Origin of the sequence: Treponema sp. HNW, from assembly GCF_050320395.1 — a bacterium.
Taxonomy (GTDB): domain Bacteria; phylum Spirochaetota; class Spirochaetia; order Treponematales; family Treponemataceae; genus Treponema_C.
The window spans coordinates 254291-267999 of record NZ_CP144459.1 but is presented as its reverse complement, the minus strand read 5'-3'; the positions used below and the strand labels follow the sequence as shown (position 1 = coordinate 267999).

The window sequence follows — 13709 nt, the reverse complement described above, 5'->3', positions numbered from 1 at the left end:
AAGCAGGCGATTTTCCGCCCTCTATTCAAAGCGGCACAGCTTTTTCCACTCGGTTAAGGGGCTTTCGGCGCACAAGCTTAAAAACTGCTCGTTTAAAATTTTAATTTCATCCTTGCCCGTAATTGTGTGCTTTGCCATTGCGTATTCTGCAATCCTTGTCGCAAACACCAACTGAAAAAAAGCCGTCATTAAAAAAAGCGGGGCATAATAATAGCGCAGTTTTGCAGGCTCTACGGGAATGCCCTTCGCTTCGAGTGCCCTAAAACCTTCTCGGATTGCGCGCAGCATAAGACGGATAGTCGAAGGAGAACGGGCAAGTTTGTAATTGTTTGAATTAAAGCGGTACATCGCACAGGCGGCGGGAACGACAAAGGCCACATGCGTTTTTTGCCATGCATCCATGTTGCGCGATTTTACCGGCTCAAAACCCGCTTTGGAAAAGATGCCCAAAAGAGTATCCAAACGCGCCGAATCGCCGCCGTCCAACTCGCCGAAGGTGGTTGTTTGAATAATACGCGCAATTCCCTTCCCGATAAAGTAATGCACAACGCCTTCTTTTCGCTCCCCGCCGGCACAGGGAAAGCCGAGCATAATCCGTTCTTTACCGACGGCAGTTATGTATTTTTCGTAGCCCAGCGGATTGTTTACGACAAAAACTATATTTTTCGACTTGTTTTTTGCCAATGCAGGCAGAATAGCGTCAATGTGATTGTTTTGAACGGCTACGATTATGTAGTCGTAAATGTCGTTTTCTTTTAATTCTTCGATACAGGCAAGCGCATAGGTTTCCGCTTTTCCGGTTAAAACATTTTTTAAAATAAGGCCGTTTTCTTTTATCTCGCGAAAACGGTTTCCCCGCGCAAGAATTACGGTGTCCAGCCCCGATTTAAAAAGTTTTCCTGCAAAAATACTGCCTATAACACCCGCCCCGTAGACTAACACTTTTTTATCTGCATATGGATTGCGTTTCATTTGTCTTTGTTCTCCTTAATAGGTGATTTTATTACGGGTGTGAAACCGGAGCCTCATCACCGTTTGACCCGTTCAAGCGTATGCGGGCGGCCTGCTCGTGGGCGGCAAGACCTTCGGCATGTGCCAAGACGGCCGCCGTGTTAAGTGCCTGCTCAACTCCGCCGCTCCCGTCTGCGGATTCGGCCGTATCTGCACCCGCGGGGTTTTTGCGTTCCGATTTTTCCGCAGTACGCAGGGTAGTTACGGTTTTTAAAAAATGACGCACGGAAAGGCCGCCGGTAAAGCGTGCCGAACCGGATGTAGGCAAAGTATGGTTAAGACCTGCAGAATAATCGCCGAGAACTTCGGCCGCCGCATGACCTATAAAAAGGGAGCCGTAATTGTGCAGTTTTTGAACCAGTTTATCGCGCGCAGTACCCTCATCCATTGCCAACTCCAAATGTTCGGGAGCTTTGCGGTTTGCAATGGAAGCCGCTTCTTCCAAAGACTTTGTAATGACGATAAGGCCGTGCCGCTTTATGCTTTCGCAGGCGGTGCCCCGTGTCGAAAGCGAGGCAAGCCGTTTTTCAACTTCTGCGGAAACCTGTTCGGCAAGGCGTTTTGAAGGGGTTGCAAAAACCGCCTGCGCGTCCGCATCGTGTTCGGCTTGCGCCAATAAGTCGGCGGCAATCCAATCGGCGTGCGCGCTGCCGTCGGCAATAATAAACACTTCCGTAGGCCCCGCAACCATATCAATACCCGCATCGCCTGACACCAAGCGCTTGGCTTCGGCAACGTATTTATTGCCGGGCCCTGCAATAACGTCGCAGCGCGGAATGCTTTCGGTTCCGTACGCCATAGCCGCCACCGCTTGGGCGCCGCCTACGGCAAAAACGCGGTCTATACCGCAAATCGAAGCGGCGGCAAGAATTCCCTCGTCTGCCCAAGCCGTTTTTACCGCCGGGGCGTCTTTTTCATCCGGATGAACGCGGGGCGGCGTGCAGAGTATTAAAGAAGCACAGCCTGCAGCCCGTGCGGGGCAGGAAGTCATCACCACCGAAGAAAGAAGGGGAAAGCTTCCGGCCGGAACATATAAACCTGCGTGCTCTACGGGAATTATTTTTTGCCCCGTAATCAAACCCGGTGCAAGTTCGGTTTCAAAGTCGTAAAAACAGTCCCTTTGTTTGCGCGCAAAGGCAAGGGCAAAATCGCGCGAACGGCACAGCGCATCGTATAAACCGCCCGATTTTTTCTTTAGAGCTTTTTCACATTCTTTTAAAGACGAACGCGGAATCTCAAAGGGAGAAACCGGCTGTTCTGTCTTTTTCGCATCCGAAGAAGCGGCGGAAAAATCGATTTTGTCAAATTTTTGCGCATAAGAGAAAAGGGCCTTGTCGCCGTTTTTCCGTACCTCGTCAATTACGGCTTGCACGGTTTTGCGGACACTGCCCGTAAAACTGCGCGGTGCAAAAAACGAGGACGGAATGTCGGCTGCGTATATAATCTTCATATTCAACGTCATGCTTTGTGGCGGCGGTCGAGTTCGTTATACACGTCCTGCCAGCTCACTTTTTCGCGGTGAAGAAGCACGCTTACAAAATAGAGTAAGTCGGCCGCTTCCCAAATCACTTCTTCCCTTCCTTCGGCTTCGATAAGCTCTCCGGATTCTTCGCGTATTTTTTCGCGCACGCGCTCATCATTCAGCGTTGCGGTATAAGAGCCGGGGCGGGGATTTGCAAAACGCTCGGCAACAATGCGCTCAAGCCGTTCAAAATCGGACTTTGCAATAGCTTCCGACGAAAAACAATTCCATCCTCCCGTATGGCAGACGGGGCCTGCGGGCTCGACTACGGCAAGCACCGTGTCGCGGTCGCAGTCCGCCCGCATTTTGATGACGGAAAGGGTGTTGCCCGATGTTTCGCCCTTTGTCCACAAAACGCCGCGTTCCCGGCTCCAAAAGGTCAGTTTTTTTGTCGTAAAAGTTTTTTCAAAGGCTTCGCGGTTTGCAAAGCCGGTCATCAGCACTTCTCCTGAAGGACTTTGCGCGATTACGGGAATAAGGCCCGCGCCGTATTTTTCGGCTTTTTCCCAATTCAAACAGGAGATAAAGGCATCCTTTAAGTGAACCGCTCCCGTGTATAAGGCCATGCCCAGCTGTACGTCCACATTCATGTGCTCAAAGGCGGCTATTTCTTCGACCGAACGCACGCCCCCTGCGGCGGTCAGCCTGCAATCGACGGCACCGCGTAAAGTTCGCACCGTTTCCATATCGGCGCCGCTCATACAGCCCTCGTTTTGAACGCAGGTAAATAAAAGCTCGTTTGCATATTTTTCGGCCGCACGCGCTCCGTCAATCAGAGAAACCCCCGTCGATTTTGTCCACCCGTTTACGGTGATGACATTATCGCGGGCATCGACCGCTATGATTATGCGCTGTTTCCCGATCGCCTTTACCAATTCATCGAGAAAGGCGGTGTTCAAAATCCCGTCCGCACTTGAAGCGGAACTGTCGGCAAAAGCGGCCGACCCGATAATAACCTTTTCGGCACCCAAAGAAATCAATTCTTTTGCCCGCTTTACCGTGCGGATACCGCCTCCGGTACGCACATTACCTTTTCGCAAAACAGATGCCAAAAGTTCGCCGTTGGGACTGTGCCCCTTACGCTGTCCTTCGGTTTCTACATTGCCCAAAGCGGCGTCCAAGTCGATAACCGCCGTTTCTCCGTAAAAAGCAAAATCTTCTGCAAGCTTATCCGCATCGCTTCGCTCAAGCACCGGTTCGACCCCGTTTTTAAGCTGCACAACGCGGCCGCCCTTTAAATCGATTGAAGAAATAACCATACCGAAAGTATATAGAAAAGAGGAAGCGCAAGCAAGTAGAAAAATTCACAAAAGCATGGTATACTTTCCAGGAAACTGAAATTAGGATGGTGTTCTGCGTTGAAATATCTATTTTCAGGGCATGCTTTTAAGCGTATGACTGAACGGGGATTTTCGCCTGAGAATATACGGGCAGTTATAGCGAATGGTTCAGTTATACAGGAATACCCTGATGACAAGCCGTATCCCAGTAAACTGATTCTCGGTTTTATTGGTAAAAGACCTATCCATGTTGTATCTGCATACGACATGGTTACAGATACTGAGTATGTAATCACGGTTTATGAACCGGATACAAATTTATGGTCTGAAGATTTTACTCGCAGGAGGTAAGGGATGAAATGTCAAATTTGCAAATTCGGAAAAACTAAAAAAGGATACACTCAAGTTGTACTTACCCGCAAAAATTCAACTCTGATTTTCCGTAATGTTCCTGCACAAATTTGCGATGATTGCAGTGAATACTATCTTGATGAAGAAACGGCAAAAGAGATATATACCCGGGCGGAAACCTGTTTTTCCTCAGGACAGGAAGTCGCGATTATCGAATATCGGCAGCTGATTCCGGCATAACCTGTAATTACGGACACAGGGAAGAGACCTGTGGAATTTATAACAAAAGTCTGATTGAGGATAAAGTCTTTTCAGGATATAATGCAGCAAAACCGATCCGCAGCTTGAAGACGAATCAGTAACTCGATTTGTTGAAGCCAGGGAAGCTTACAACCTGCCTATGCATTTGTATAAGCATGGCGGAAAAGGAGTGCACAAACGAATCTTAAAGAAATCTTTTATTCAAACTCCAGTGAAGAAATAAACTCAATCAAAAAAGTAACAGCATACGGAACTAGCGGTTTCGGTATTTCTTTTATTGATATTTCAACATTATTCACGTTTTTTCGCACATAATTGATAACGGTCTTTGTTGTAATCAAGCGGCCCGTTATTTGAACAAAACAAGGTAAAAGAACACGTTCACAACAGCTGCAACCGTCCCCGCTTTTGCCGTAAAAGGGGGCAAAAGCGGGGACGAACTAAAAGCGGATTTTTTACAATGCGTTATTTCAGCGTTTACTTTGCCGTGCGTACAACGCGGAAACCGTAAGACCAACCGCCTGCATAGTAGCGATAATCGGCACCGGCATAAGACCTTGCCGTTACGGAACAGTCGTTGGAATTTAAATAATAAGTACCGCCTCTTACAACTCTGTTCCCTGCCGATGTTACCGAAGTTCCCGTGCCGGGATCGATTTGCGCTGTACTTGAATAAGAGTCATATTTATCCCAGCACCATTCGGCAACATTACCGGACATATCGTACAAGCCCCATGCATTCGGCTCCAGCATCTTGACTTCGTGGGTTGCGTTGGTAAGATTATCAAATGTCCATGCGTATTTACACAGTTCTTTACAGAATTCCGTAAAAAGAGCTTTATCGGCAGGGCTGCTGTGCGTTTTATATTTAGCCGTTTCTATTTCCGCACCGCCTGCAATAATCAGTTTATCGGTAACCGTATTTCCCGCACGTGCAGCGAATTCCCATTCGGCTTCGGTAGGCAGGCGATAACCGCTTGCATTAAAATCGCACTTAATTTCCCCGTTAAGAGTATGACCCTCATTCGGCGTATAGTTCCATTGTGCAGGCTCGGTTTTGCCGTTAACGGTGTAGCAGGGATCCAGCCCTTCTTTTAGAGAACGCTTGTTGCAATACACAATTGCATCGTACCACGAACAGTATTCTACAGGCAGCACCCTCTTATCGGCTACGGTATCGGGAGTTTTATATGCACTATTGTTTTTCCCTATCAAATCTTCATATTCACCCTGAGTTATTTCGTGCGTGCACATATAAAAATTCCGTTTCAGCGTTACCGCATGAACAGGCTTTTCAGCATAATAACCGGAAGCGGAAGAATTTCCCATTTGGAAGGTTTTGTCTTTTGCTTCTATAAAAACAAAATTCTCTTTTCCGCCGATGCTTGCATCATAAGGAGCGGAAACCGCATTTTCAGGAAATACAGTGGGAGCTTTGTAATATTTTATATTATCTATATCAAGGCTTACCCTTGCATCTCCGTTTTCCGCACCGAGTGCATCGTACATACCCCAAAGATCATGCCTTTTATATGAATTACTGTGAGAATCCGTTTTGTCGCCGTTATATCCTCCGTCTTTTGTTATTACTTTATCGTCCGGATGTATAAGACCGTTTTGATGCTCATAACTAAATGTCGGAACTATATCGGACGTGTCTGCAAAGCGAACTGCTTTTCCTTCACATCTTACGGAGCCGACCGGAGGAGAACCGAACGTAAGGACTGTACGTACCGTATAATTTCTTTTTATAAAGGCATATCCGGCTGCCTGTTGAGCAATCATTCCTCCAAGGCTGTGCCCTGCGAATATCAAATGAGAACCTTTCGGTACATCGGTTCCGACTGCCCGTAGTACGGATCTAAGGTAGTTGGTACTTCTGTCGCCGGCAGCATTTTTGTCGGTACCAGTTACATTCGTATCCTGGCCATCCACACTTTCGGTACCGGAAAGCCACACAAGATACACATCCTGTGTTTCCGTACTTGTTTTTAAAATACCTTTGGTAATTAATATAGGCCCCTTTGCTCCTCCGTTATAACCTTTTTCATAAAAAGTATTGTACACATCGGGCGCATCGGAAACAATAGTATAAACCGGCTTAGCCGAAGATTCGGGTGTTTTACCGCCTGCCGCATTCGGACAGCCGACAAGCAATAATATGCCGAAAATGACGGCAACAATTACCCCCCCCCCTAAAAAAAAGAAAGGTACCTTTCGACATAAAACGGACTTTTTCATATTTGATCCTCCTAACAAAAAATTTCGCAGGCAGCGGCATCTTTCGAAAAATTTATATGCCTGTACATAGCCGGCAGACATTAACGCCGACACTTTATCTCGTTATATTGACAGTATACACTAATTTTTTTTTAAAACAAGCCTGTAAAGAGTTTTTAGAGAAATTCAGTATAATATGTAACCGGTATATCGGTTTTCCGGGGTTAAATATAAATTACGGCACTGCTGACAAATCCTTCAAACAGGTTTATAATGATTGTCATAAGCAAAGAAGGTAAAAGCTGAAACTTTTTTCTTAACTTTTTACAGGAGATTGCCATGCAAAATTATTCGGGAGAAGCCGACCTGCAATATCACGTACACACAAGGCCGGGCGATGTGGGGCGCTATGTTATTATGCCGGGAGACCCCAAGCGCTGCGAAAAAATAGCCGCGTATTTTGACAATGCGCGTTTAATCGCCGACAACCGCGAATACATTACCTACACCGGCACTTTGGACGGCGAAAAAGTGAGCGTTACTTCAACCGGTATCGGCGGCCCTTCGGCATCCATCGCGATGGAAGAACTTGTTCGTTGCGGAGCGGACACCTTTGTGCGTATCGGAACGTGCGGCGGTATGGATTTAAACGTAAAGGGCGGCGATATTGTCATTGCAACGGGGGCAATCCGTGCCGAAGGCACAAGTAAAGAATACGCTCCGATTGAATTTCCGGCCGTCGCCCACTTGGACGTTACAAACGCTTTGGTAAAAGCCGCCAAAACCCTGCAATTTACCTATCACGCGGGAATTGTACAGTGCAAAGACGCCTTTTACGGTCAGCACGAGCCTGAAACAAAGCCGGTAAGCTACGAGCTGGAAAACAAGTGGGAGGCGTGGCTTCGTATGGGCTGCAAAGCTTCGGAAATGGAGTCGGCCGCCCTGTTTATCGTAGCCGATTATCTTAAAGTGCGCTGCGGCTCGACCTTTTCGGTAGTGGGCAATCAGGAACGCAATAAGGCGGGTATGGATAACCCCATCGTTCACGATACGGACTCGGCAATCCGGGTTGCCGTTCAAGCCCTGCGCTTTTTAATTGCAGAAGATAGGGCGGAAAAATAAGAATTCCCATTAATCCATATGAAACATACAGGGTAAATCGGTACACACGGGAGAATTGTCGGGATTAACCTCCATAATATCGGCCATCATATCCCACCACTTACGGACAATCGGCATATCCTTTTGCTCATCCGGATTTGAGCCGTCCTTTATTTTTTGTACCGCAAAAAGTGTTAAAGTTTCACTGTCAAAGTAAATGGAATAATCATAGACCCCGGAAGAACCGATAGCCTGTTTTAATTCCGGCCAAATCGCATCATGGCGCTTTTTATATTCCGCCTCGTATCCGGGTTTTAGTTTCATCTTAAAAGCTTTTTCCATATATTCACCTCATTACAAATAAGTTTACAATGCCCCGTCCGTACCGCTTAAAGACAAAGGCTGCCCGAACATAATTCGGACAGCCCATATCGGTTCACAAAGAAATATACGGTAATTTTACAGACGCTTTATCCATACGGACATATTCGCTTTTTGGAAAGAATACGGAGCGCCAACGGAAATCAACGTTCCGCCGGGGGCGTCGGGATCGGAAATGGTTTTCATTACTCGATCCGAGTATTCTCCGTATGCAGGAACCTTTAATTCGCTGCCGACCGAAGCCTTATATGTACCCTTGCACAACGAGTCAACAACAACCGCAGCCGTATATCCAAGATCGATAACGTCCCACAGGAACATGTAAGGACATACACTGGCAAATTCGTCATCGCTCGCGGAAGCGGGCATATAGGCCTTCATTTCGGAGGGTAATCCCAAACCGGTCAGTTTGATGGGAGATTTGCTGGCTTTTAATACTTCACCGGCGGCCATCATACCGACTGTAGTGGGGGAAATGATAACGTCAACTTTGTTTTCGGCAACAAAGGCATTTGCCTGGGTTGTTGATTTGGGAAGATCGTCATCTCCGTATTTTTTGTCCAAAACGGGATTTACCTTTCCTTTGTAAATAGGATCTTTTAATTCAACTTCCATTGCGGCAATCCAGTTGTTTTGAACGGTTGTCGTAACACCTGCCGACAGGATTCCGAGATTAATGGGTTTTCCGTTGTAGTTTGCCAAAGCCTGGGCAGCGGCTTTTTTCATATTACCGTCTTTAGGATAGGGTACGCCGAGCTTAATACAAACGGCAGCCTGAATAAGTGTTTGTCCTACTTCCTGCTGGCTGGCGGGGATAACATGACCTTCTCTTTGAGCAGCCTTTAATGCCGAATCGACGGAAATCACCTTTATTCCTTTTTGTTTTGCAAGAGCAATAACTTCATCAAATCCCTCATCGCCGTTTACCGAAATAGTCAAAGATTTAATACCCTGATTAATCAATTCCTTAATCATCTGAACCTGAGCGGCAACAGTAGTATCGGCCGGAGATTTTTCGACGCATTTTTCTCCTACATTCTTCATATGCGTTTCGAATCCCTGATACATAAGAGTTCCGAATGTGTTACCCGTACTCTTAAACATAAAGACATGAGCATCTTTTACCGAACCGGCACCGTCTTTTACACCGCCGGCGAATACTGCTGTGCTCAGACACATCATAACGCACAACAAAAGAGCAAGTCCTTTTTTCATAGTGAAATCCTCCTTCAAACTATGATAAATATTACAAAAGCATAAAATGCTTTGTGCTAAATATAACTACACACGCTTACCGGCAGTATAAACGGGTTTGATTTTCCGTGACAAACGGTCACGGATAAGAGGTAAGCTGACCGTAATAATCAAAATCAAGCCGGTAATAATTTTTCGTGTATTCGCTTCCACGCCGAACAATCCGAGCATATAAAATAAAAAGCCGTATATCAAAGTTGCAACAACCGGGCCGAAAATATTGCCTTTTCCGCCTCCGGTGGAAACGCCTCCGAGTGCACAAATGGCAATAACATCCAATTCCATACCGATACCGGCACTTGAGTCCATTCCCGTATATAAGCCGATATAAAAGAGCGAACACAAACCGGCCATAAATCCCATAATAACAAAGACAAGGGTTTTGATAAGTTTTGTTCGTATTCCGGAATATTCGGCGGCAACAGGGTTATTGCCTTCGGCATACAATATTCGTCCGAAGCGGGACGCATGTAAAAGCAGGCCGAAAATAATGCCTACGCCTATAAATGCCAGCAAAGAAACGGGAATGCCCGCTACGGAATCCCAAGATAAAATTTTAAGCCATTTCGGATAAGTGTTTAATGACGTTGTGCCCATAATCACCTTTACGATACCGCGAAACAGCATTGAAGATGCAATGGTAACGATAACGGCCGGAAGGTCAAGTCTGGAAATCAGCAATCCGTTAAAAAGACCGCAAAGCATACCGGTAATAAGAGCGGCGGTAACGGCAAGCACCGAGTTGGCAGTAGCTCCGTAGACATACCCCATAACCATTGCGCTCATCAGCATAATGGAGGCAACGGAAACGTCTATATTTCCCAACAATAAAATAAATATCATACCGAACACCATCATCGCCGGAATCATTGCCGATTGTACAATCATCGAAAAAGAACCGGATGCAAAATAGATATGCGGAATATAGACCATCATTAATATGTTCAAAAGCAAAAAAACATATACGAGAATCATTTCCCAGCTGAATAAAAATGATATTTTTTTTGTCAAGGTTGTACTCATTTTATTTCCTTCATTATATCGTTCTGCTGCGCAAAACATGCTTTTCGGCGATTTGCTGTGTTAAAATATTAACAATAACCGCTATAATCACAATAGCGCCCTGCAGTGCATTTGTCCACAAACTCATTCCGGGGAGCATACTTAAAAAGGCGCTGACGAGGGTCATCATAATAAAAGCGGTTACCACGCATTTAAAACTTCCGCGGCCGCCGGTTATGCTCACGCCTCCCAACACGCAAATCGCTATAACGTCCATTTCGATACCAATGCCTATATTCGGAGCAAATGACTTATAATTTGCGGAATACAGAATACCTGTAAGGCCCGCAAACGCACCGGTTATCGTATATGCCAGTATTTTTATTCCGGCGGGTTTTATACCTGCAACACGCGAAGATGCTTCATTACTGCCTATAGCATATAAGCGCCGGCCGTATTTTGTATGCGATAAAAAAATCGACATCGATATCGCTAATATCAATAAAAACCATATAATCGAGTAGAACCCGATTTGTGCCCCTGCAAGATTCGCAAATGCATCGGTATACTGAGAGCTGGTAACCCATTTTCCTCCCGATGCAAGATAGGTAAGGCCGCGGTAAATGTTCATCGTAGCCAAGGTGGCAACAATGGGTTGTACACGCAAAACGCCCACTAAAAACCCGTTTACAAAACCGCACAAAAACCCTATCGTAATGGCAAGCAGCACAAGCCAAATAACGGGAATCTCGGGACGGTTCACCATAATTAAGGACGTTATCATGCCCGAAAGAGCCAATTCGGAACCGATTGATAAATCTATCCCGCCGGTTAAAATAACCGCCATCATACCGAGAACGAGAATTCCTATAACGGAATAATTTCTGATCGTTAAGTGTATCGTCCCGACTTGAAATAAAGAAGGTGTTAAAAACACAGCCAATATGAGCAATACGCCTATCGCTCCCAAAAGGCCTATTTGCCGGTTATCGATTATTTTTTTTAATTTCATACAGCCTCCTGCGCTTTTTTCCCGTGAGCGGATGTAAGAGCTGCGTGCAGTATTTTTTCCTGATTCGCCTCACCCTGATTGAAAGTTGCGGTAACGCGGCCGCCTTTCATAACGACAATTTTGTCCGCCATACCGAGAACCTCCGGCATTTCGGAAGAAATCATAATGATTGCGTATCCTGAAGCTGCCAACTCATTTAAGATTGTGTATATTGAATATTTTGCACCGACATCTATTCCCTTTGTCGGTTCGTCGACGATTAAAACCTTCAGCTTTGACCGTAATAATTTTGCAAGAGCAACTTTTTGCTGATTTCCGCCGGATAAACAGGAAGGAGCGGTTTCGACACTGCTTGCCTTTACGGCTATTTTTTTGCACAACACTTCGGAGTCCCGACGCTCCTGCGATTTATCAAGAAATAAGCCCATCTTTCGATACTCCAACAGATTCGATAAGGTGATATTTTGATAAATCGGCAATTCCAAAACAAGTCCCTGCAAGTGCCGGTCTTCGGGCAGCAATCCTATACCGCTGAGCAAAGCTTCTTTCGGGTTCTTTGATACGATTTTTTTCCCGTTCAGCTTTATACTGCCGCTGTCGGGCTGCAATACACCGTAGACAGCTTGTACAACCTCGGTTCTGCCCGCCCCTATTAAGCCCGTAAGAGCGACAATTTCTCCGCGGCGGACACTAAAAGAGACATCTTTAAAATAGCCGGCTAAACTTAAGTTCTCCACCTCAAAGACAACATCGCCTATGGTACTCGTTTTGGGCGGATACATTTGTTCAAGCTTTCTTCCGACCATAGCTTCAATAAGTTTCGCGTTTGATATTTCGTCGACCATCCACGTTCCTATATAACAGGAATCGCGAAACACCGTTACACGGGATGCAAGGCGGTACATATCTTCGAATTTATGCGTTATAAAAATAATCGATACGCCGGAATCTCTGAGTTTTTCCACAATTCCGTACAAATCCTGACATTCATGCTGGGTCAGAGAAGCGGTGGGTTCATCCATTATCAAAATACGGGCTTTTTTCGACAAGGCTTTTGCAATTTCGACCAATTGCTGTTTGGCAACGGATAGGGTACCCATTCTTTCTTCAACGTCTATATCGGCACTCAATTGGTCAAGCAAAGCCTTTGCCTGTTTATGCATTTCTTTCCAATTATAAAAACCCGCTTTGTTTTTAATCTCCTGCCCCATAAAGATGTTTTCGGTTACACTCAGGTCCGGAAATGCGGTTACGGTTTGATAGATTACGGCTATACCCAGTTTTTGAGCCTCTACCGGAGTTTTAATGACAACAGGCTTTGAATCGATAAAGATTTCTCCCTCATCGCATTGATACACACCGGTTACAACTTTTATAAGGGTGGATTTTCCCGCACCGTTTTCTCCCATCAGGGCATGAACCTCTCCGGAGCGCAATTCAAAGCTTACATTATCAAGCGCTTTTACGCCCGGAAACACCTTTGTTATATTTTTCAGTTCAAGAACAACAGGATTACTCACCTTATTTTTCTCCTTTTTCCGCAAATAAAGCACGGCGGTACTTTTCATCGGGACGATTTATAATATGCCGAACCGTTTCCTTATCGAGTAAATTGATTCCGCCTGCAGATAAGGCGCCGAGCCGTATGCGGGCGGCTTTTTCAGCGGTAAGCGTGATATTTTCGGCTTCGACAGCGGAAGAAGCCAAGGCAACAAAGCCGTGGTTTTGCAAATACATGGATTTAGGCACGGCACCGTATGCTTCAATATATTCATCTATCCGTTTTTTTATTTCACACGCAAGCGGGATTCCCGGATCGGTATACGGAATAAAAACCGAGTCTTCGCCAAGTAAAACTATTTCATCGGGATACATACGGCCCTGCAAACTCTGCGGAAAAGATTTTGAGCAGGCAAGACTGTTGATATAGCAGGGATGCGTATGCGCCACGAATTTGACGCCTTCATAACCGAGGCACAAGGCGTGCATAAGAGCTTCAACGGAAGGACGCTTTGTATCCGCGCTGTCGATTTTTGCGTCATTAAACAATCTTTTCAATTCGTCTTCGGAAACGTTTTTTCGCTCCAACAAAGCCGACACCTTTTTACGGTCAAGACGAACAAAACCTTCGGAGGTTATAGAACCCAATTCGCATCCGCTGGCTTTCAGATAATACGAATCGTCCGGCAATAAGGCCGAGGTATTGCCTTCGCCTATGATAGCCAAAGTACGCTCGGGCTTGCCCAAATTCAGCGATAAATCGACAAGGCGCTCCAAGATATTCTCATGTGATTCAACCTTTACAACCATATTT

At 45.8% G+C, this 13709-nt stretch carries 13 protein-coding genes; 3 read left to right on the top strand and 10 right to left on the bottom strand.

Annotation, left to right across the window (positions count from 1 at the left end; genetic code table 11):
* Positions 1–21: 21 nt before the first annotated feature.
* The 3 genes from V1L52_RS01295 to hisIE are packed head-to-tail and all read right to left on the bottom strand — an operon-like array spanning position 22 to position 3792.
* Positions 22–972: a ketopantoate reductase family protein gene (locus tag V1L52_RS01295; RefSeq protein WP_428770492.1), complete on the bottom strand. Its 951-nt coding sequence runs from the start codon at positions 970–972 to the stop codon at positions 22–24.
* A gap of 31 nt (positions 973–1003) precedes the next feature.
* Positions 1004–2461, bottom strand: coding sequence for a histidinol dehydrogenase (gene hisD / locus V1L52_RS01290; protein ID WP_428770491.1), 1458 nt, complete (start codon positions 2459–2461; stop codon positions 1004–1006).
* 8 nt (positions 2462–2469) lie between these two features.
* Positions 2470–3792: a bifunctional phosphoribosyl-AMP cyclohydrolase/phosphoribosyl-ATP diphosphatase HisIE gene (gene hisIE, locus V1L52_RS01285; protein ID WP_428770490.1), complete on the bottom strand. Its 1323-nt coding sequence runs from the start codon at positions 3790–3792 to the stop codon at positions 2470–2472.
* 99 nt (positions 3793–3891) lie between these two features.
* Between hisIE and V1L52_RS01280 the strand changes: the two genes are divergently transcribed.
* Together V1L52_RS01280 and V1L52_RS01275 are read left to right on the top strand one after the other, a co-directional pair.
* Positions 3892–4164 carry a DUF4258 domain-containing protein gene (locus tag V1L52_RS01280; protein ID WP_428770489.1) on the top strand — a complete coding sequence of 91 codons (273 nt, stop codon included), beginning with the start codon at positions 3892–3894 and terminating at the stop codon, positions 4162–4164.
* 3 nt (positions 4165–4167) lie between these two features.
* The gene (locus V1L52_RS01275) at positions 4168–4404 is read left to right on the top strand and encodes a type II toxin-antitoxin system MqsA family antitoxin (protein WP_428770488.1); all 237 of its coding nucleotides are present in this window, start codon (positions 4168–4170) and stop codon (positions 4402–4404) included.
* 498 nt (positions 4405–4902) lie between these two features.
* Here V1L52_RS01275 and V1L52_RS01270 read toward each other — a convergent pair whose 3' ends face one another.
* Positions 4903–6666: an SUMF1/EgtB/PvdO family nonheme iron enzyme gene (locus V1L52_RS01270; protein WP_428770487.1), complete on the bottom strand. Its 1764-nt coding sequence runs from the start codon at positions 6664–6666 to the stop codon at positions 4903–4905.
* Between the two features lie 318 nt (positions 6667–6984).
* On the opposite strand from V1L52_RS01270, the gene udp reads away from it, so the two are divergent.
* On the top strand, positions 6985–7767 hold the full coding sequence (udp, locus tag V1L52_RS01265; RefSeq protein ID WP_428770486.1) for a uridine phosphorylase: 783 nt from the start codon (positions 6985–6987) through the stop codon (positions 7765–7767).
* A gap of 9 nt (positions 7768–7776) precedes the next feature.
* On the opposite strand, the gene rhaM is transcribed toward udp, so the two are convergent.
* The 6 genes from rhaM to V1L52_RS01235 form a co-directional block, all read right to left on the bottom strand.
* Positions 7777–8088 (bottom strand): L-rhamnose mutarotase, encoded by a 312-nt coding sequence (gene rhaM, locus V1L52_RS01260; protein WP_428770485.1) that lies wholly within the window; start codon positions 8086–8088, stop codon positions 7777–7779.
* Positions 8089–8205: 117 nt separating this feature from the next.
* Positions 8206–9342: a substrate-binding domain-containing protein gene (locus V1L52_RS01255; protein WP_428770484.1), complete on the bottom strand. Its 1137-nt coding sequence runs from the start codon at positions 9340–9342 to the stop codon at positions 8206–8208.
* 66 nt (positions 9343–9408) lie between these two features.
* Complete coding sequence (locus tag V1L52_RS01250) at positions 9409–10404, bottom strand: ABC transporter permease (protein ID WP_428770483.1); 996 nt, start codon at positions 10402–10404, stop codon at positions 9409–9411.
* 13 nt (positions 10405–10417) lie between these two features.
* A complete protein-coding gene (locus V1L52_RS01245) occupies positions 10418–11395 on the bottom strand; it encodes an ABC transporter permease (RefSeq protein WP_428770482.1) in 978 nt (325 codons plus the stop codon).
* Positions 11392–12915, bottom strand: a complete 1524-nt coding sequence (locus V1L52_RS01240; RefSeq protein ID WP_428770481.1) for a sugar ABC transporter ATP-binding protein — start codon at positions 12913–12915, stop codon at positions 11392–11394. Before V1L52_RS01240 ends, V1L52_RS01245 begins: the two co-directional genes overlap by 4 nt.
* 1 nt (position 12916) lies before the next feature.
* Positions 12917–13705: a class II aldolase/adducin family protein gene (locus V1L52_RS01235; RefSeq protein WP_428770480.1), complete on the bottom strand. Its 789-nt coding sequence runs from the start codon at positions 13703–13705 to the stop codon at positions 12917–12919.
* Positions 13706–13709 lie beyond the last annotated feature (4 nt).